The 20,658-nt window shown below is 37.2% G+C and carries 17 protein-coding genes; 16 read left to right on the forward strand and 1 reads right to left on the reverse strand.

What is annotated here, in order from left to right:
* The first annotated feature begins 20 nt into the window (after window positions 1–20).
* The 14 genes from nagE (at window position 21) to fur (ending at window position 17,542) form a co-directional block, all read left to right on the forward strand.
* A complete protein-coding gene (gene nagE / locus IGJ41_RS06570; RefSeq protein WP_002413814.1) occupies window positions 21–2,018 on the forward strand; it encodes an N-acetylglucosamine-specific PTS transporter subunit IIBC in 1,998 nt (665 codons plus the stop codon).
* Window positions 2,019–2,258: 240 nt separating this feature from the next.
* Window positions 2,259–3,740 (forward strand): BglG family transcription antiterminator, encoded by a 1,482-nt coding sequence (locus IGJ41_RS06575; protein ID WP_438714113.1) that lies wholly within the window; start codon window positions 2,259–2,261, stop codon window positions 3,738–3,740.
* Window positions 3,730–4,182, forward strand: coding sequence for a PTS sugar transporter subunit IIA (locus tag IGJ41_RS06580; protein WP_113793982.1), 453 nt, complete (start codon window positions 3,730–3,732; stop codon window positions 4,180–4,182). Before IGJ41_RS06575 ends, IGJ41_RS06580 begins: the two co-directional genes overlap by 11 nt.
* A complete protein-coding gene (locus IGJ41_RS06585; protein ID WP_002357651.1) occupies window positions 4,182–4,499 on the forward strand; it encodes a PTS fructose transporter subunit IIB in 318 nt (105 codons plus the stop codon). The genes IGJ41_RS06580 and IGJ41_RS06585 overlap by 1 nt, the downstream gene beginning before the upstream one ends.
* A 19-nt stretch (window positions 4,500–4,518) precedes the next feature.
* Entirely contained in the window at window positions 4,519–4,968 is a 450-nt protein-coding gene (locus IGJ41_RS06590) for a PTS sugar transporter subunit IIA (protein WP_002396374.1), read from the forward strand.
* A gap of 109 nt (window positions 4,969–5,077) precedes the next feature.
* Entirely contained in the window at window positions 5,078–6,178 is a 1,101-nt protein-coding gene (locus tag IGJ41_RS06595; RefSeq protein ID WP_438714116.1) for a PTS fructose transporter subunit IIC, read from the forward strand.
* A 137-nt stretch (window positions 6,179–6,315) separates the two neighbouring features.
* Window positions 6,316–7,005, forward strand: a complete 690-nt coding sequence (gene alsE, locus IGJ41_RS06600) for a D-allulose 6-phosphate 3-epimerase (protein ID WP_002389188.1) — start codon at window positions 6,316–6,318, stop codon at window positions 7,003–7,005.
* A 290-nt stretch (window positions 7,006–7,295) separates the two neighbouring features.
* Window positions 7,296–7,913, forward strand: coding sequence for a lysozyme family protein (locus IGJ41_RS06605; RefSeq protein ID WP_002357646.1), 618 nt, complete (start codon window positions 7,296–7,298; stop codon window positions 7,911–7,913).
* Between the two features lie 128 nt (window positions 7,914–8,041).
* Complete coding sequence (locus IGJ41_RS06610; RefSeq protein WP_173963524.1) at window positions 8,042–10,378, forward strand: cation-translocating P-type ATPase; 2,337 nt, start codon at window positions 8,042–8,044, stop codon at window positions 10,376–10,378.
* Window positions 10,379–10,694: 316 nt separating this feature from the next.
* Window positions 10,695–12,581, forward strand: a complete 1,887-nt coding sequence (gene dnaG / locus IGJ41_RS06615) for a DNA primase (protein WP_173963523.1) — start codon at window positions 10,695–10,697, stop codon at window positions 12,579–12,581.
* Window positions 12,582–12,688: 107 nt separating this feature from the next.
* A complete protein-coding gene (gene rpoD, locus IGJ41_RS06620) occupies window positions 12,689–13,795 on the forward strand; it encodes an RNA polymerase sigma factor RpoD (RefSeq protein WP_002360364.1) in 1,107 nt (368 codons plus the stop codon).
* 151 nt (window positions 13,796–13,946) lie between these two features.
* Window positions 13,947–16,022 (forward strand): cell division site-positioning protein MapZ family protein, encoded by a 2,076-nt coding sequence (locus tag IGJ41_RS06625; protein WP_156248696.1) that lies wholly within the window; start codon window positions 13,947–13,949, stop codon window positions 16,020–16,022.
* Between the two features lie 73 nt (window positions 16,023–16,095).
* Window positions 16,096–16,977 (forward strand): CvfB family protein, encoded by an 882-nt coding sequence (locus IGJ41_RS06630; RefSeq protein WP_002361792.1) that lies wholly within the window; start codon window positions 16,096–16,098, stop codon window positions 16,975–16,977.
* Between the two features lie 115 nt (window positions 16,978–17,092).
* Entirely contained in the window at window positions 17,093–17,542 is a 450-nt protein-coding gene (fur, locus tag IGJ41_RS06635; RefSeq protein WP_002357640.1) for a ferric iron uptake transcriptional regulator, read from the forward strand.
* A 46-nt stretch (window positions 17,543–17,588) separates the two neighbouring features.
* Here fur and gap read toward each other — a convergent pair whose 3' ends face one another.
* Window positions 17,589–18,599 carry a type I glyceraldehyde-3-phosphate dehydrogenase gene (gene gap / locus IGJ41_RS06640; RefSeq protein WP_002357638.1) on the reverse strand — a complete coding sequence of 337 codons (1,011 nt, stop codon included), beginning with the start codon at window positions 18,597–18,599 and terminating at the stop codon, window positions 17,589–17,591.
* Between the two features lie 287 nt (window positions 18,600–18,886).
* On the opposite strand from gap, the gene obgE reads away from it, so the two are divergent.
* Both obgE and IGJ41_RS06650 read left to right on the forward strand, forming a co-directional pair.
* Window positions 18,887–20,203: a GTPase ObgE gene (gene obgE, locus IGJ41_RS06645; protein WP_002384537.1), complete on the forward strand. Its 1,317-nt coding sequence runs from the start codon at window positions 18,887–18,889 to the stop codon at window positions 20,201–20,203.
* A gap of 138 nt (window positions 20,204–20,341) precedes the next feature.
* Window positions 20,342–20,644, forward strand: coding sequence for a hypothetical protein (locus IGJ41_RS06650; RefSeq protein WP_010817272.1), 303 nt, complete (start codon window positions 20,342–20,344; stop codon window positions 20,642–20,644).
* The last annotated feature ends 14 nt before the right edge of the window (window positions 20,645–20,658 follow it).

Genomic DNA, 20,658 nt, shown 5'->3' on the forward strand with positions numbered 1-20,658 from the left:
TATGTGAGGAGTTACGTATAATGAAAGCGTATATGCAAAGAATGGGACGTTCGTTAATGTTACCAGTTGCTGTATTACCGGCGGCTTCTTTATTAGTCGGTATTGCTAACTGGATCGTGGGAACAATCGGCGCTAGTCCAGCCACAACTTTTCTAATGAATGGTGGTTTGGCTATCTTAAACAACTTAGCATTATTATTTGCGGTTGGTTTAGCGTTAGGAATGTCAAAAGATAAAGATGGATCGGCAGCATTAGCTGGTTTAGTCGCTTATTTAGTGCCAAAAACTGTTTTAGCGCCTGCTTCTATCCAAGCCATTAAAGGCTTCAAGGATATTGCTGAAGTAAACCCAGCCTTCAACAGCATGGACAACAATGTCTTTGTCGGGATTGTCGCTGGTTTAGTTGCTGCGGCAATGTATAATCGTTTCTCTGGTGTGAAATTGCCAATGGCTTTATCATTCTTTAGTGGAAAACGTTTAGTTCCTATTATGTCAGCTATTTCGATGTTAGTAATCTCAGCTGTCTTATTCTTCTTCTGGCCAGTTGTTTATAACGGATTAGTTGCTTTTGGTAAAGGAATCTCTAGCTTAGGTTTCGTAGGAGCTGGCTTGTATGGTTTCTTTAACCGACTATTAATTCCAACAGGCTTACACCATGCCTTGAATTCTGTTTTCTGGTTTGATGTTGCTGGTATCAATGATATTGGGAACTTTTTAGCTGGTCAACAAGCGTTAGATACTGGTAAAGCAATTGTAGGACAAACGGGTATGTATCAAGCTGGTTTCTTCCCAGTAATGATGTTTGGTTTACCAGCAGGCGCTTTTGCAATTTATCAATGTGCACGTCCTGAGAAGAAAAAAGTTACAGCTTCATTAATGTTAGCTGCAGGTTTTGCGGCTTTCTTTACAGGCGTTACTGAACCTTTAGAATTCTCATTTATGTTCGTTGCTTGGCCTTTATATGTTTTACATGCAGTCTTTACAGGTATTTCTTTAGCATTCGCTGCGTTTATGCATTGGACAGCTGGCTTTGCCTTTAGTGCAGGTTTTGTAGACTTCTTCTTAAGTTTGAAAAACCCAGTCGCGAATCATCCAATGATGTTGGTGGTTCAAGGACTTGTCTTTGCAGCAATTTACTACTTCGGTTTCCGTTTTGCAATCACTAAGTTTAACTTAATGACACCAGGACGTGAAGAAGGCGATGGCGAAGAAACGCCAGATGTTGCAGAAGGTGACAACAAATTTGCTTCTCTAGCTCGTCGTATTTATGATGGTTTAGGCGCTGATGCTAATGTAACTTCTATTGATAACTGTACAACTCGTTTACGCTTAACAGTGAAAGATACAGGCAAAGTGGATCAAGCAAAAATTAAAGCAACTGGGGTTCCAGGTGTGAAAGTCATTGATGACACCAATATCCAAGTGATCGTTGGTACGGAAGTACAATTTGTTGCTGACGAAATGCAACGATTATATAACCACCAAGCGCCAGCAACACCAGTCAAAGAAACACCTGTTTCTAAACCAGTTGTTGAAAAAAAAGCATCAGTTTCAACGAAAGAAACTGAATTATATTCTGTAGCGAATGGGAAAGTTATTCCTATTTCTGAAGTACCAGATGATGTTTTCTCAGCAAAAATGATGGGTGACGGTTTTGCTGTCGTACCAACAGACGGCGAAGTTTCAACACCTGTTGCTGGTAAAATTACTAGCATTTTCCCAACAAAACATGCGTTAGGTATCCAAACAGATTCAGGCATTGAAGTATTATTACACATGGGTCTAGATACTGTTGAGTTACAAGGTGGACCATTTACATTACATGTTGAAGAAGGCCAAGTTGTAAAACAAGGCGATAAAATTGCAACCATTGATTTAGCCGCATTAGAACAAGCTGGCAAAAAATCAGATTTAATTGTTGTTTTCACAAATCAAGATATCGTTGCTCAATACGATTTACAAAAAGCAGGTCAAACGACTTCAATAAATGATGTAATCGGAAATGTTACCGTAAAATAAAAGTAAAAAAGGGCTAGCCGTAAGGCAGCCCTTTTTTGTATTCTTTGAAAATATTAGTGTCTGTAGAGCCAGTAATTCAAAATCGCTTGCTCTACAGATTTTTATTTATAAATAGCCTTAGAAAGTTTCGCATAATTGAACACTTTAACCACTCACAAAAATGGCCAATGTAACGGACAGAAAATAAGGAAGCGTTTTCTTTTATATGGATTATAATAAATATATCAAGGAGGGGTTGCTATGAGTTCGAAAAAAGAACGTGGACAAAAATTGTTGTTACTTCTCTCAAAAAAACAAGATTATATGACTGCAAAAGAATTGGCAAACTGCCTAAGTACTTCTCCTAAGACAGTTTATCGTTTGATAAAAAAAATTAACGATGAATTTTCAGAAGGTTCACTCATATTATCTGAGAAAGGACGAGGATACAAGCTAGACTATGAACGATTTATGGAACAGAATCGACATTTAGTCGAAAAAGAAAGTGATTTTTCGCCAAGGGAAAGACGCAATCGAATTCTGGAGGAATTGTTGTTAGCTTCTCCACAAGCTAAAAATGTTTATGAATTATTTGCAAGATATTATGTTGGCGATTCTGTGATATTTAGCGATGAACAACAATTAGCCGAAGATTTAAAGAAATATGATTTAACACTCAAACGGAAAAATCGAACGTTGGCAATTATCGGTGAGGAAAGAGCTATCAGGAAAGCCATTTCCGATAGAATACAACTGTTGAATATTATCGATATTGAGGATCTTCGAAACAACAAAGCATTAAATTTTAATAATTATGATGTCCTTTTTACGTTAGATCAAGTCAGGAACATTGAAAAGAAACTGGATATTACTATTCCACATCCATATAACGTAAACATCTTTTCGCATCTTTATATCTTAATTAGTCGTTCACGAAAAGTAGCTATTTCTGAAAAATACCAATTATCTAACGAAGAAGAACAAGAATTAACAAAGGACTTAGTACTCAAAAAGGTCGCGCAAACAACGATTCAACAGATTGAAACTTATTTAAATAAGAGACTGCCTAACGTTGAAATTTATTACTTATATCAATATTTGGTTTCTTCTAGGATGCAAGGTTCATTTAGTAAAGCAACTAATTTTTCTTTCAAAGTAATGCAAATTACTCAATTTTATTTAGAGGAAATGAGTGCACAACTAAAAATTTTAACTGATAATGATCAGCTACTTTTTGAATTGGCTAGTCATATAAAACCAATGATAAATCGTCTTGAAAACGGCATACATGTTAAGAATAGTTTATTGGATCAAATAAAAATGACGTATGAAATAATTTTCAGAAAAATTGTGCAAGTTTCTAAGCAAGTAAGTAAAAACTATCAACTGCCGGTTATAAACGAAGATGAGAATGGGTTTATTACATTGTATTTTGCGCGAATGATTGAAACCAATCAGTTACCTATTCGTACTTTGATTATGTGTACCACTGGAATTGGAACTTCAGAACTATTGAGAGTAAAAGTTGAAAAGAAATTCCCTGAATTACAAATTGTTGAAATTATTGCCACACGAAATATAAGGAAATCATTAAAAGATTATTCTGATATTGAATTGATTTTGACAACGATTCATTTACAGGAAAAAGTCCCTATTAAATCATTGTTGGTCAGTGCCATGTTTACAACTGATGATCAGTATCGATTACAAAGAAAAGTTGAGGAAATCTATCATGAACGTTAGTCCTTTATACCAAGTTTTCCTAAACCAAGAACTTCTTTCAAAACAGCAAGTATATCAATTCATTGCAGAAACAGCAGCACCTTTGTTAACGCCCAAAGAAAAAAAGCAGATTGAGGAATCTTTGGTAAATCGTGAGAAGATGGGAAGTAATCAGATTGCAGAGCAAATTGTCTTGCCACATTTAGAAAATGCACTCTTGAAAAAAAGTGAAATATATCTGATTGGCTTAAAAACAGAAATCCAAGAATGGACGGCAGACATTAAGCAAGTGAAATTAATTATTGTCATCTTACTAAAAGAAAATGAACGGTTAAAAGTAAAAAAAGAAATCAGTCGATTTACTAGAAAATTAGCAAATGAAGACTTCTTAGAAAAGTTGTTGCGTTTAAAAACAGAAACAGATTTTTATAAAAATATAGAAAGATTTGAGGAGGAAAAATAATGAAGATAGTCGGCGTAGCAGCCTGCACAGTAGGAATTGCTCACACATATATCGCACAAGAAAAATTGGAGAACGCTGCAAAAAAAGCAGGAGTTGAGATCCATGTAGAAACACAAGGGACCATTGGGATTGAAAACAAACTAACGGATGAACAAATTAAGGAAGCGGATATTGTTATATTAGCCATTGATGTGAAAATTTCTGGAAGAGAGCGTTTTGATGGGAAACGAATCATTCAAGTACCTACAGAAGTTGCTGTAAAATCACCCACTAAACTAATTGAAAAAGCAGAAGAAGTTATGACACAAGAAAAGTAACCTTCTAGGAGGAATTGTAATGGAAGTAAAGGATATCATTGACTTAAAAACCGTTAAAACGAATATGAATGTAAATACAAAAGAGGAAGCATTAAAAGAATTAGCCAATCTTTTGCTTGAAAATGGCAATATTTCAGAGGAAAAAGGTTTTATAAAAGATATCTATGATAGAGAGGCGGAAGGCCAAACAGGCATCGGAAACTATCTAGCCATTCCACATGGCAAAAGTGCGTATGTAAAAAAAATAGGCGTGGCCATTGGTATTAATAGTACAGAAATTCCTTGGGAATCTTTAGATGGTAATGGCGTAAAAGGAATCATTCTTTTTGCTGTGGGTAATGATCATAAAGAAACAACTAGCCATCTTAAACTATTATCATTGTTTGCCAGAAAACTCGGAAATGATGAAGTAGTGAGAGAATTCCTTCAATCAAAATCGCCAGAGGATGTAGTGAAGGCATTCTCTTAATGAAATTACTAAGACAGCATATTGTGGATATTTTCTACAGAAGAATCCACAACAGTAATTTTTTTAAATAGAAAATAAAATGAAAAGAACAATGTTTAGGAGGATAAAAATGAAAAAACTAAAAGAGTTAAATCTTAAAGGTCATTTATTAACAGCAATCTCATATTTAATTCCAATTGTCTGTGGCGCTGGCTTTTTAATTGCAATTGGTATGGGGTTTGGTGGCTCAAGTCAAGGAACCTTGGTACCAGGTGAATTTTCGCTTTGGGATGCTTTAGCTACTATGGGTGGCGCTGGCTTAGGCTTACTGCCGGTTGTTATATCTACTGGCATTTCCTTTTCAATCGCCGGTAAACCTGGAATTGCTCCGGGCTTTATTATTGGTTTAACTGCGAATGCAGTTGGCGCTGTCTTTATTGGTGGTATCTTAGGTGGTTACTTGGCAGGATATCTTGTATTAGCTATTTTAAAATATGTGAAATTACCAAACTGGGCGAGAGGGTTAATGCCAACATTAATTATTCCATTTTTAACCTCAATTACTGGTGGATTAATCATGGTATATATTATCGGGACCCCAATAACGGCATTTACTTCATTATTAACGAACTTTTTAGATAGCTTAGGTAACTCGTCATTATTAATTTTTGGTGGTGTAATTGGTTTATTAAGTGGTATAGACTATGGCGGACCCATTAACAAAACTGTTTTTGCCTTTGTTTTGACAATGCAAGCGGAAGGACTTAATGGACCAATTACAGCATTGCAATTAGTAAATACAGCAACGCCAATAGGCTTTGGATTAGCTTTCTTCTTTGCTAAATTATTTAGAAAAAATATTTATACAAAACTAGAAGTTGAAACGTTAAAGTCTGCCGTACCAATGGGCGTGATTAACATTGTTGAAGGTGTTATTCCTTTAGTTATGAATGATATTGTCCGAGGAGTCATTGCTACAGCGATTGGCGGCTTCGTGGGTGGCGCAACAACAATGATCTTAGGGGCAGATGCGACAGTTCCATTTGGCGGTGTTTTAATGATTCCAACAATGAGTAAACCGCTGGCTGGCATTATTGCAATTGTTGTAAACGCTGTGGTTACCGGTTTAGTTTTAGCTATTATTAAGAAAGATGTAACTGAGAAAGATATGGAAGCTTTAGTAGAAAAAGAAGAAGAGGAGATAAACTTGGAAGATATTCAGATTTTCTAAACAAAATGAAAAAGCGCAACAAAATTAATGCAATTTATATTGCCTGTCAGAGATGTGTCAACGTCTGAATATAACGAGTTAGAAAAATTTTCAAAAACATCAACCAAATAATCAGATAGAAAGAGTTGAAAATTAGAATGAACAAAGTTGAATTTTCTCCGTCACTAATGACGATGGATTTGGACAAGTTTAAACAACAAATCACCTTTTTGAATGATCATGTTGCTTCGTATCACATAGACATTATGGATGGTCACTATGTGCCAAACATTACATTATCTCCGTGGTTTATTGAGGAGTTAAGAAAAATTTCGAAGCTCCCAGTATCTGCCCATTTAATGGTTACGAATCCAAGCTTTTGGGTACAACAACTAGTAGATATCAAATGTGAATGGATTTGTATGCATGCAGAGGTTTTAGATGGTCTAGCATTTCGCCTAATTGACCAAATTCACAATGCTAATCTTAAAGCAGGGATCGTCCTTAATCCCGAAACGCCTATTGAATCAATCTTTCCATATATTGAATTGTTGGATAAAATCACAATCATGACCGTTGATCCAGGCTTTGCTGGCCAGCGATTTATTGAAGGAACACTTGATAAAATTGTTGCTCTTCGTAATTTACGTAAAGAAAAAGGGTATCGTTATGTAATTGAAATGGACGGCTCATCGAATAGAAATTCATTTAAGCGAATTGATGCTGCAGGACCTGATATTTATATTGTTGGTAGAAGCGGATTGTTTGGATTGAATGAAGATATTGAAAAAGCTTGGAGAATGATGAGTAGAGACTATGAAGAAATGACTGGGAAAAAAATTCCATAAAACATTTGACTGTTTGTTAAAAGAATAGATAAGTTGTATAAAGTCAAGCCTAGAAAAGAATTTTGTTCATTCTTATCTGGGCTTTTTTGATGCAATAAATAAGCGCCAATAGAACAAAATTACTTGTTATTCTATTCTAGGTGAAAACGTTCAATCTTGCGAAGTTACGGTTTGTTCACAAAAAAGTTACTTTTATTAAATAAAACTAAAGAAGTAACAAAAACTTCGCTTTTTTCAGTTATTTCAAGTAACATAGAACGTATCTTAAAAGAAAAAGTTTGGATGATTCGATGCGTAGAGTAAGAAAAATAATTTATAAAATCATGCTACTTTTGTTTGTTGGTTTAGTTGCTGGTCTTGGCTATCTTGGCTATAAAATACATCAAAATGTTGAAACGGTAATGACCTTTGAAAAACAAGTAGAAGCAGAAGTCAAAAAAAATAAAATACCTGAATACAAAACATTAGCTTTAGCGATTATCTATACAGAATCTAAAGGGAAATCTGGCGATATTATGCAGAGCAGTGAAAGTGTTTATGGACAACAAGAAGTGATTGAAACACCAGAGGAAAGTATCGCACATGGCGTCAAATTTCTCGCGGAAGCGTTAGCGAAAGCAAAAGAAGCTGGCTGTGATGAGTGGACAGGCGTACAAGCATATAATTATGGACTGGATTATATTCAGTTTGTTAAAGAACGCGGCGGGAAACACACGACAGAGTTAGCAGAAGAATATTCAAGAGAAGTCCTTTCACCGTTGCTAGGAAATGACCAAAATACGAAATATCGTTATTATCGTTGGCAAGCGTTAGTTTACAATGGTGGTTACCTTTATCAAAATGGTGGCAATATGTTCTATGCGGAAATTGTCAAAATGAATCGTTGGTTTATTGAAAAGTTAAATTAAAACGAGAAAAGTCTAAAGAATTCTTTCAACTTACAGGAATTTTTTAGGCTTTTCTTGCAGTTTCATGAAAATGCAAGTAAACTAGAAGGGATGTAACTGATTAATTGAAAAGGTAGGGAAAGAGCTGGATGTTGAATAAAGTCGACCTGAAAAAAGGGTTAAGTACAGAAGAAGTTGCCAAGCAGAAAGAGTTAGGCCTTCAAAATAATTATGAGGAAAATGTAGCAAAATCTACAAAAGATATTATTTTTGATAACGTCATGACGTTATTCAACTTTTTAAACTTTGCAATCGCTGTTTGTTTACTATTTGTCGGAGCGTATTCCAATCTGGCTTTCTTAGCGATTATTATTGTGAACATGTCAATCGGGATTTTCCAAGAAATTCATGCCCGTAATTTAGTTCAAAAATTATCTATTGTGGCAAAAGAAAATGTTCATGTTGTTCGAAATGGCGTACAACAAGAAATTGATACAAAAGAACTAGTTATGGAAGATATTGTTATTATCTCTGCAGGGGAACAAGTTCCTTCTGATATGGAAGTTATTGACGGTAAAGTCGAAGCGAATGAAGCGTTGTTAACAGGTGAATCAGATTTAATTGAAAAGGAAATCGGCGATACCTTGCTTTCTGGAAGTTTCATTGTTAGCGGACAAGCCTATGCCCGTGTTATCCACGTTGGTGCCGAAAACTATGCTGTGAAAATCACCCAAGAAGCTAAAGTGCATAAACCAATTCAATCAGAGTTAGTCAATTCGATTCGTAAAGTCTCTAAATTTACAAGTTGGGTGATTATTCCTCTAGGGATTATTTTATTTGTTGAAGCTTTTTGGCTAAGAGATGCTGGCATTAAAACATCTGTTGTTGCTTCTGCAGCTGCTTTGTTAGGGATGTTACCAAAAGGATTAGTACTATTAATTAGTATTGCGCTGACAACAGGTGTCATTAAGTTAGCCAAAAAACGTATTCTAGTACAAGATATGTACTCAATTGAAACATTGGCCCATGTGGACACTTTGTGTTTAGATAAAACTGGAACGATTACAGAAGGTAAAATGAAAGTGCAAAAGGCGATTATCTTGCATGACAAATATGAAGAACTCTTCCCACAGATTATCGGAAGCTACCTATCTGAAAGTACGGATAATAATATTACAATGCAAGCAATTCGTGATCATTATGAAGTATCCAATCGATTTGGCGCAAAAGAAGTCTTGGCTTTTTCTTCTGAACGAAAATGGGGGGCTATTGAATTTCCAGAAATTGGGACAGTTTATTTAGGGGCTCCTGAGCGTTTGGTAGACGATAGTCGGTTGCCAGAAGCTGTTTTTACAGCACAAGAGAATGGGTATCGCGTCTTGATGTTAGCCATTGCGGAGCAACAACCGTTAAACGAAACCAAAATGCCTTATTTAGAGCCATTAGCAATTCTAGAAATTGATGATCCAATTCGCCAAAATGCCAAAGAAACACTGGCTTATCTAAAAGAAGAAGGAATCGACTTAAAAGTAATTTCTGGTGATAATCCGGTGACTGTTTCAAATATTGCTCGTCGTGCTGGGCTACCCGGTTATGAGTCTTATATTGATTTGTCGACCAAAACGACAGAAGCAGAAGTGCGTGAAGCGGTTCAGCAATACACAGTGTTCGGACGTGTATCGCCTCAGCAAAAACGAACCATTGTACGTGAGTTGAAAGACACAGAGCATGTGGTGGCGATGACCGGCGATGGCGTCAACGATGTTTTAGCGTTACGAGAAGCGGATTGTAGTATCGCTATGGCAGAAGGAGATGGCGCTACTCGGCAAATTTCTAATCTAGTTTTGCTAGATTCTGATTTTACAACGTTACCAGATGTCTTGTTTGAAGGACGGCGTGTGGTAAATAATGTAACCCGAGTTTCCAGCGTTTTCTTCATTAAAACGATTTATTCGTTTATTCTCTCAATCATTTGTGCCTTAACAGCCATTGCGTTCCCGTTCATTCCGATTCAAGTGACCTTGATTGATTTAGCAATTGAAGGGTATCCAGCCTTCTTCTTATCTTTCGAAGGGGACAAACGAAAAGTTGTCGGGAAGTTTTTACCAACGGCTTTGAAAAATGCGTCTGTTAATGCGCTTTTAGTTGTAGCGAATATCATTGCTGTTTATCTGATTGGACAAAATCAAGGATTTTCTTCTTTAGACACCACGACGTTAATGTATTATTTATTAGTTGGAATTAGCTGTATGGCTGTTGTTCGAGCATGTCTGCCTTTCAATCCATTACGCATTTTCTTGGTTTTCAGTACCATTATTGGTATTTATGTAGCAGCTATGTTATTCCACAACATTTTAGAAATTGGTTTCTTAACTTCGCAAACAATGGGTCTCTTCTTTATTATGATGGCCATTAATATTGTGGTGCGTGTAGCAATTGGTTTCGTACAAATGAAACGTGCTGGAAAAACAATTAAAGATTTATAAAAAATAGAGGTTGAGCTAAAAGTATTCGTCTCCAGAAATGCAGTTCTTCTTTAAATCTTGAAGGAAGTCGGAGCAAGCTTGATGTTTAACTGATTATTTTAAGAGTTAGTGTCTGGGGCAGGAGTCAGGATGACTTTTGTCCTAGATACTTTCTTTTTTTGTTGAGTTGAAACAAGATACTTGAAAAACAGAGATTATGTGATACAATAAATCATGTGTAAATGTGTCCATTGGAATTCGCACTGAAATGACAGTGCGTTTTTTAAACGGTCAATCACATGAGTTAGCACAATGCTATTCTTAGGAGGTGAGGACAATGGCACAACGCATTCCTCAGGAAGTCATTGAGGAAGTTCGTCACCGAACGAATATAGTAGATATTATTGGGCAGTATGTCCAGTTAAAAAAATCCGGTAAAAATTATATGGGTTTATGTCCGTTTCACGAAGAACGTTCCCCTTCATTTTCAGTAGCAGAAGACAAACAAATTTTTCACTGTTTTGGCTGCGGGAAAGGTGGAACTGTTTTTAATTTCTTGCAAGAAATTGAAGGCATTAGTTTTCCAGAATCCGTGAAACGTGTTGCAGATTTGGAACATTTATCTGTGGACTTTGATTGGTCAGAGCCGCGTGAAGTAGCGGATACCCCAGGAAACCAACAAAGACGGAGTTTGTTACAACTGCATAGTAAAGCCGCAGAACTTTACCATCATATTTTAGTGAATACTAAAATTGGCGAACCCGCATTAAACTATTTATTAGAGCGGGGGTTAACACAAGAACTAATTGAGACCTTTCAAATTGGATTTGCGCCGCAAAAACGTGATTTCTTAAGTCAAGTTTTTAAAAATGAACAACTGGATGAAACGCTTTTTGAGCCTTCTGGGCTGTTTGTCCAAAGAGATAACGGTACGTTTTTGGATCGTTTCTATCAACGAATCATGTTTCCAATTAATGATCCCCAAGGCAATGTCATCGCCTTTTCTGGTCGCTTGTTAAAAACAGCTGATTTTCCAGGGGATGAGATGCCTAAATACTTGAATAGTCCTGAAACAACACTTTTTAATAAGCGAGAAACGCTGTTTAACTTTGATAAAGCCAGAAAAGAAATTCGTAAAGAAAATACAGTCTTGCTTTTTGAAGGATTCATGGATGTTATCGCTGCTTGGCAATCAGGCGTAAAAAGCGGGGTGGCTTCAATGGGGACTAGTTTGACCAATGAACAAATTCGGCGTTTGGAACGGGTCGCTAAGGAAGTAGTTATTTGTTACGATGGCGATAATGCCGGTGTTCAAGCCACAAACCGTGCGATTCAATTATTGCAAGAAAACAGTCATTTTGACTTGAGTATTGTCAGCATCCCTGAAAAGCTGGATCCTGATGAATATGTGCGGAAATATGGCGCAGAAGCTTTTCAAAATTTAGCCAATCATGGCCGAGAAACAGTTTTTAGTTTTAAAATGAATTATCATCGGTTAACTAGAAACATGAATAACGAAAAAGAACAATTGGATTATGTGAACGAATTGTTACGGGAGTTAACCAATGTTCAATCTCCCTTGGAACGTGATCGTTATTTAAACCAAATTGCTCAGGAATTTCAACTTTCTGTTCATAGTTTAGAAGAACAATTCAATCAATTGAAGCAAGAGCAACGTTCAGTCCAACGGCAAGAAAGGCAACAATTTTATCAAGATGAAATGATGCCACCACCAATGGAAGAACCTGTTTTTGAAGAGAATCACGTCCAGAACAAGTTACCGTTAACCCAAGTTCAAAAAGCAGAACGTTCTTTATTATTTCGTTTAATGAATGAACAAGGAGTACGGCAAACCATTCAACAATTGCCAGATTTTTCATTCGCTCATGATGAATACCAAGAATTATATTTCTTGCTAGAAAGTTATGCGACACTGCATCAAAGTTTCGACATTGCCGATTTTATTAATTTCTTGCAAGATAATCAAACCAAACAATTAGCAATTGAAATTGCGTATCAGAATTTATCGGAAGAAAGCTCTGAGCGAGAAGTTGCCGATTTATTACATGTAATTGCCTTATCAAGTATTGCAGAGGCAATTGAGCAGAAAAAGATTCAACAGCAAGAAGCAAAACGAGTGGGCAACCAACAGCTTGAAGCCGAATTAACAATGGAGATTATCCAATTGGCTCGTCAGCTTAAAGCTCAACGAACATTTACTTAAGCAATAAATGAATAGAACTAAGCGTTTTGTTCATTTTATTTTGATAAGTCCCAGTGATTTATCAGTTATTTCAAGCGTGAACCGAAAAATGAAGGGGGCCTTCTTTCATGGAAAAAGAAACAAGTAAAAAATATGAAGCTGCAGTGGCAGCATTTATCAAAGAAAACAAGCCTAAAGGAACAGTGGTTTATGATGATTTAGCGAATCAATTAGCCACACCGTATACTTTGGATGCAGAAGCTATGGAAAAATTGATCCAAAAAGTTGAAGATGCTGGTATCAGCGTGGTCGATGAAAATGGAGACCCAAGTGAACATAGCTTGAAAAAAGATGAAAAAGAAGCGGAAAAGGCCCAAGCAGAAGACTTATCTGCGCCAACAGGTGTTAAAATTAATGATCCCGTGCGTATGTACCTAAAAGAAATTGGGCGCGTTCAATTGTTAACTGCCGCAGAAGAAGTTGAATTGGCACTTAAAATTGAAGAAGGCGATCAAGAAGCAAAACAACGTTTAGCAGAAGCCAACTTACGTTTGGTTGTTTCAATTGCCAAACGATATGTAGGTCGTGGTATGCAATTCTTGGATTTAATTCAAGAAGGTAATATGGGCTTAATGAAAGCTGTTGAAAAATTTGACTACCGTAAAGGGTTCAAATTCTCTACGTATGCTACTTGGTGGATTCGTCAAGCGATTACGCGGGCAATTGCGGACCAAGCTAGAACGATTCGAATTCCTGTTCACATGGTTGAAACAATCAATAAATTGATTCGGATTCAACGCCAACTATTGCAAGATTTAGGTAGAGAACCAACGCCAGAAGAAATTGGTGCGGAAATGGATTTACCAACAGAAAAAGTTCGTGAAATCCTAAAAATCGCACAAGAGCCAGTCTCTTTAGAAACACCAATTGGTGAAGAAGATGATTCACATTTAGGTGATTTCATTGAAGACCAAGATGCTACCAGTCCTGCTGAACATGCAGCTTACGAATTGTTAAAAGAACAACTAGAAGATGTTCTGGATACTTTAACAGACCGTGAAGAAAATGTTTTACGTTTACGTTTTGGTTTAGATGATGGTCGGACACGTACGCTAGAAGAAGTCGGAAAAGTTTTCGGTGTCACTCGCGAACGTATTCGTCAAATTGAAGCAAAAGCGTTAAGAAAACTAAGACATCCTTCTCGTTCAAAACAATTAAAAGACTTTTTAGAATAAACATACCGTTTAGCGGCTCTTTTCGTGCATGCGAGAAGAGCCGCTTTTGATTTTTAAAAAGTCTCTAAATGTCATTGCTAGTTATTGGAAGAAGGCGCAAGTTGTGGTAAATTAGAAGTAATGGAATATTAGCAGAATGTGAGGCGGAAGAATGACAAAAAAATGTCCGAAGTGCGGGAACGAATTCGATGCAGAATTAACGACCTGCCCAACATGTGGCTATTCACTAACTGACACAACAGTTGATAAAGAAGAAGTGGAAACGACTTCAACAAATATAGATTTTGAAACACAGGAAAATGAACAACACGAAGATCAATTAAATGAGAATATTGAATGGTCTGAGTTAAAAGATATGAGCTTAGGCCATGTGATGGAACTGTTTGGCGAATCACCTGAAGAAGAAAGTAATGATGACAAAAAAGAAGAGTCGATAGAAGATAACTTAATAGTCTCTGATTCAGAGGATGTTTCTGGTCTAGAAACATCGCTTCAAGAAGGGGCTAGTGAGGAGACTCATGATTCGGTGGAGGAGTCGACACCAGCGACAGAAGAGACGCCTACTCATTCAACAGAAGAAAAACTAGCAACGGACGAAGCAGTTAATTTAGAGGAAACAACAGAAGAAACAACGGAAGAAACAACTACTGTTGAAGCAGAAACAGCTGAGGTATCTGAGACGGTGAAGTCAGAAGAGGAAGCTTTAACAGAGATTTCAGGAACTGAAGTTATCTCTACCACTTCTGAAGAAGAAATTTTTTCACAACCACCGATAGAAGATCAAGATGTAACACCAAACGAAACTTTGCAAGCTTATATTCAAGCGCATCGAGCAGATACAGAAATGTCTGAAAATCCATCAGAAGAAACAGCAGAGACCCAAGAGTTAGAAAACAGCGGTGAGGCAGTATTAACCCAAGCCGAAACACCAACTGAATCCATTTCAGATTCTGAAGAAGGGTTAACAAGTGCAGCGTCGCTAGAGGCACCGAGCGACGCTGATGCAACCGAGGAAAAAGTTTCAGATTCAGGTGTGATACCACCGATGAATGAAACTGGGAATGCTCAACCAGCGCCTGCTCCGAAGAAACCATCAAAAAAAGTAGTTTTCGTTGCGCTTGCGGTTGTTTTATTAGCTGGAGGTAGTGCTTGGGCGTATCATGATCAAACGCAAAAAGCTGCCGCACAAGAGGCGGCGGCACTAACCAAGAAAACAGATACGCTGAAAGATGAACTAGCAGCCTTTTATACCACGAAGGAGCAAGTTTTTATTAAACCAGATATGGTGACTGTTAGTCCAGAAAAACTCTCAAAACAAGTCGCGGAAATTAAAGATTCAGAAGAGTATTCTCAATTAAATAAACAAATTCAAACATTGAAAGAGAAGCAACTAACCATTCAACAAATCAACCAATTATTTGAGGCGCCGATTGTCAATGGCAATGAGTTGAAACCGGCGATTTTAGCTGCTGATCAACCAATTTCCGTAAAGAAATTAACAGGAAATGATCCATTTGACCAATTGATGAACCAAGCAATCGATCAAGCGAACCAACAATACAACCAATTACAAAAAGCTAAAAAAGCGGTTGAGGTCATTTATAAAGATGGAAAAACTACCAATCAGCTGAATCGAGACACGTATCAAGCTGCTAAGTCAGAAGTAGATAAAGTAACAAGTGATAAGCTGAAAAAAGAACTGGTCAAACAAGTCACGACAGCTGACCAAGCGTTAACCAAGGTTGAAGAAGAACAGAAAAGAATTGCAGAAGAACAAGCTGCCGCAGAGCAAGCAAAACAAGCAGAAGAACAAGCGAAACAAGCTGCTGCCGCAAAAAAAGAGGACGCTAAGAAGGAAGAAACAGCAAAAACAGAAGCGAATGGCTACACGGCGCCGAATAGTGACGGGGTGTACACTAGTCCGCTTTATGCGCCAGATGCTGCCGATATCGCTGATAGTAGCAATCCAGCGTGGACATGGGCACCAGGTGTGAAAGAAAAAGTCTTAGACACAGTGATTGCTCGTGGCTATGTGGTTCCTGGCGGATATTCTTTAGAACCTGCCAAAATTGTGAATGGCGAAGGTTACTACAATCTTTATGCAACAAACAATCAATCAAAATTATTAGAAGGCACTACAGAGAAAAATGTTCACATGTATTTAGTTACAATCAATGCTAAAACAGGTTGGTTCAAAGGGAACGCTTCTCGTAATGCAGGGCAATAAAAGAAAATAGAAACAATCGAACAAAAGCGGAAATCTTTTGTTCGATTGATTTTCCTTGAGGAGTTAATGATAAATGAGAGAATTACTAGCAACAACATTTACCGGCATTGTGGTCGATGAAAATGAACAATTTTATTTTGTTCAAAAAAATGGCATCACATTCCGTTTAAAAAAAGAAGAAGGTACGCATGCCATAGGAGAGGCTGTAGAAGGCTTTGGTTATTTAAATCAAAAACAAGAGCCAGCACTGACAACTACAATTCCTACTGTGCGCATTGGTAGCTATGGCTTTGGTACTGTCACAGGAACGAGACGTGATTTAGGTGTTTTTGTGGATGTTGGCTTACCAGATAAAGATGTTGTTATTTCGTTGGATGAATTACCAACTATGCGGGAACTTTGGCCTAAAAAAGAAGACCGAGTAATGGTTACTTTAAAAGTGGACAGTAAAGACCGCATTTGGGGCGAATTAGCAGATGAAAAAGTCTTTAAAGCAATGGCAAAACGTGGGAATGCTGAAATGCAAAACCAAAACTTAACCGGGCATGTGTATCGTCTGAAACTTGCAGGAACGTATATTTTAACTGATGATTTATACATTGGATTTATCCATCCTTCTGAACGATTCCAGGAACCACGTTTAGGTGAAAAAGTAGTGGGACGTGTGATTGGCGTGCGGCCGGACGGCGTATTGAATCTTTCGTTAAAACCAAGAAGTCATGAAGTAATCAGCGATGATGCGTTAATGATTCTAACTTTCTTAGAAAGAGCAAACGATCACCAAATTCCTTTCACCGATAAATCAAGCCCTGATGAAATTAAACAAACCTTTGGCATTAGTAAAGCTCAATTTAAACGCGCCTTAGGCCATTTAATGAAACAAAAATTAATTAAACAAGAAGATGGTAAAACAATTCTAATTGGCTCGTTGGAACAATCAAAAGAAAAAAATTAAGGTAGCTAATTGAGAATATCTTGCAAATTACAGTTATTTCTTTTATAATTATTTTAATTTGATTGATAAATTAAGTTTCTTAATTTGTAATCATTCTAAACAAGGAGCTGTAATAATGGATTCGACTGCTGCTTTAAAAAAGACAAAAAAACAATTACATGAATCAGGCTTTAAATTAACACCACAACGGGAAGCAACCGTACTTGTATTATTGGAAAATGAAAAAGATCATTTATCAGCAGAAGAAATTTACTTCTTGGTAAAACAAAAAAGTCCGGAAATTGGTCTAGCAACAGTCTATCGAACGCTAGAAATTTTAACAGACTTAAAAGTCGTTGATAAAGTGAGCTTTAACGATGGTTTAGCTCGCTATGATTTAAGAAAAGAAGGCGCCAAACACTTTCACCACCATTTGTTATGCTTAGAATGTGGCACAATTGAGGAAGTGGAAGAAGACTTGCTTGGTGAAGTAGAGCAAATTGTTGAAAGTCGGTATCATTTTTTAGTCAAAGATCATCGCTTAACTTTTCATGGTATTTGTCAAAGTTGTCAAAGTAAACATTAAAAAAACTGCCTTGCATTAATTTATGCAAGGCAGTTTTTTATTGGCATTATAAATTAGCGAATTTTTCCAATAAGCGAATCATTTGGCAAGTAAAACCATATTCATTGTCATACCAAGCCACAGTTTTCACCAACTGGAAATCGCCAGCTGTCGTTACTTCTGTTTGCGTTGGGTCAAAAATCGAACCTTCTGTCGTGCCGATTATGTCCCCAGAAACAATTTCACGATCATCATAACCGAAAGAAGGGTTATCAATGGTGTGTTTTTTCATTGCTTCATTTACTTGATCAGCTGTTACTTTTGTTTTTAAAATGCTAACTAATTCTGTTAAGGATCCATCCACAACGGGAACACGTTGGGCATGGCCTTGTAATTTTCCATTAAGTTCTGGAATAACTAAGCCAATTGCTTTAGCAGCACCAGTTGAATGGGGAATAGTATTGTCTGCAGCAGAGCGTGCCGCACGAAGATTTCCGCCACGAACAGGGCCATCTAATAGCATTTGTGTTGATGTGTAGGCATGGACAGTTGTCATGGTACCAACTTCAATACCGAATTCATTATTTAAGAAGTAAGCCATCGGTGCTAGACAGTTTGTCGTACATGAACCAGCAGAAATGATTTTATCGTTGGCATCAAGTGTATCATCATTGACGTTGTAAACGATTGTTTTCATTGCGCCTGCAGGAGCAGAGATAACCACACGTTTCACACCTGCATCTAAATGAGCTTGTGCTTTTTCTTCAGAAGTATAAAAACCTGTACATTCAAGGACAATGTCTACTCCGTTTTCTTTAACCCAAGGGATTTTACTTGCATCTGGTTCTGCGTAGACACGGGTTTCTTCGCCGTCAACAACAATGCCATTTTCAGTGGCTGTCACGGTGCCAGGATAGGTGCCATGCGTAGAGTCAAATTGTAATAAGTGAGCCAACATTGTTGGGCTAGTCAAATCATTGATAGCCACAACTTCAATATCATCAGAAACTTCTTTTATTCGGCGAAAGGCTAAACGACCAATTCTTCCAAAACCGTTAATTCCTACTTTGACTGTCATAACAAAAATTCCTCCTTTAGATGTTTGTGTTTCTTTGGACCCTTGCTGAAAAAGTGATTTTCTTCAACTATCTATAGTATGAACCTCTAAAATTTTTTTGTCAAAAGACTGATAGCGAAGCGACAAAAAGAAAGCGAAAGATTTATGAGAAATTTTGCTTTTTCCAACGATAACTAACTAGAATTGCTAGACAAACGGTTGTTTTCCCGATACAATAATAAAGACTTTCGAATCACGCTTTTTGAGGTGATTAAAGATAGTAGAAGTAGAATAGGAGGACAAATTATATGTCCATGTTTTTAGATCAAGTGACGATTGATGTCAAAGCTGGTAAAGGCGGCGACGGAATGGTTGCTTTCCGTAGAGAAAAATATGTACCAGACGGGGGTCCCGCTGGTGGTGATGGCGGTCGCGGTGGCGACGTTGTTTTAGTTGTTGAAGAAGGATTACGCACATTAATGGATTTCCGGTTTAATCGTCATTTTAAAGCGACACCTGGAGAAAATGGTATGAGTAAAGGAATGCATGGTCGTGGTTCAGAAGATTTACTTGTCAAAGTTCCACCAGGTACAACAGTTCGTGATGCAGAAACTGGAGCTTTAATTGGGGATTTAATTGAGAATGGTCAGACCTTAGTAGTAGCAAAAGGCGGACGCGGTGGTCGCGGGAATATTCGCTTTGCTTCCCCAAGAAACCCAGCACCAGAAATTGCCGAAAACGGCGAACCGGGCCAAGAACGTAAAATCGAATTAGAATTAAAAGTCTTAGCAGATGTTGGCTTAGTTGGGTTTCCTTCTGTAGGAAAATCAACGTTACTCTCTGTTATCTCGTCCGCTCGTCCGAAAATTGGTGCCTATCATTTTACGACGTTAGTTCCAAACTTAGGGATGGTGACTACTAGTGATGGTCGAAGCTTTGCTGCAGCAGATTTGCCAGGCTTAATTGAAGGAGCTTCTCAAGGTGTCGGCTTAGGAACACAGTTCTTACGCCACATTGAACGGACGCGTGTTATTTTACATGTCATTGATATGAGTGGCATGGAAGGACGCGATCCTTATGAAGATTATTTGGCAATCAATAAAGAATTGGCTTCACACAATTTACGTTTGATGGAGCGACCTCAAATTATTGTTGCCAATAAAATGGACATGCCTGAAGCAGAAGAGAATTTAGCGAAATTTAAAGAGCAACTTGCGAAGGAACGCACAGATGAGTATGCTGATGAGCTACCTATTTTCCCAATCTCTGGGGTTACTCGTAAAGGTATTGAACCTTTATTAAATGCAACAGCTGACTTGTTGGAAGTAACGCCTGAATTCCCATTATATGAAGATGAAGTAGTAGAGGAAGAAACCGTTCGTTATGGCTTCCAACCAGAAGGTCCAGAATTTACGATTGATCGTGAACCAGATGCTTCATGGGTTTTATCTGGTGAAAAATTAGAAAAATTATTTGAAATGACGAATTTCGATCATGATGAAACAGTAATGCGTTTTGCACGTCAATTACGTGGTATGGGTGTCGATGAGGCATTACGAGCACGTGGCGCGAAAGATGGCGACATTGTTCGGATTGGTAATTTTGAATTTGAATTTGTCGAATAAGCATAAAACCAGTTCACTCAGTGAACTGGTTTTTTATTTTAAAATTAGTATTAAATCAGCGAATAGATTGAAATAATATTTTTAATAGCTTATAATTTTAAATGTAACAAAATAACAAACGAAAGGAGCGAAATTGAAATGGAAAACAATCAAGCAATTGTTCCTAAGTTTTCAGTTAAAAGTGCTGGTTTTCTTTTTAGTATGGGGCTCTTATGTGGTGTCCTGTTGCCGAGTGTTTTATTATGGACTTTCAATCTGCCGTTTAATATTGGTGCCATGATTTTTTTGCCTGTTGGGATTGCTTTTGCGTTAGCGTATAGTCATTATTTTATTGAAACGAAAACAGGTTTTTGTAAGCGTTTTATTTGGTTGTTTTTAATTTCTCTTATTTTATTAGAGCTTATCTCTTATTTATGGCTGATTAAAGGAGTTATTTTTTAAGAGAAAAACAGAGG

This window comes from Enterococcus sp. DIV1537a (genome assembly GCF_051712085.1).
GTDB classification, from domain to species: Bacteria; Bacillota; Bacilli; order Lactobacillales; family Enterococcaceae; genus Enterococcus; species Enterococcus faecalis.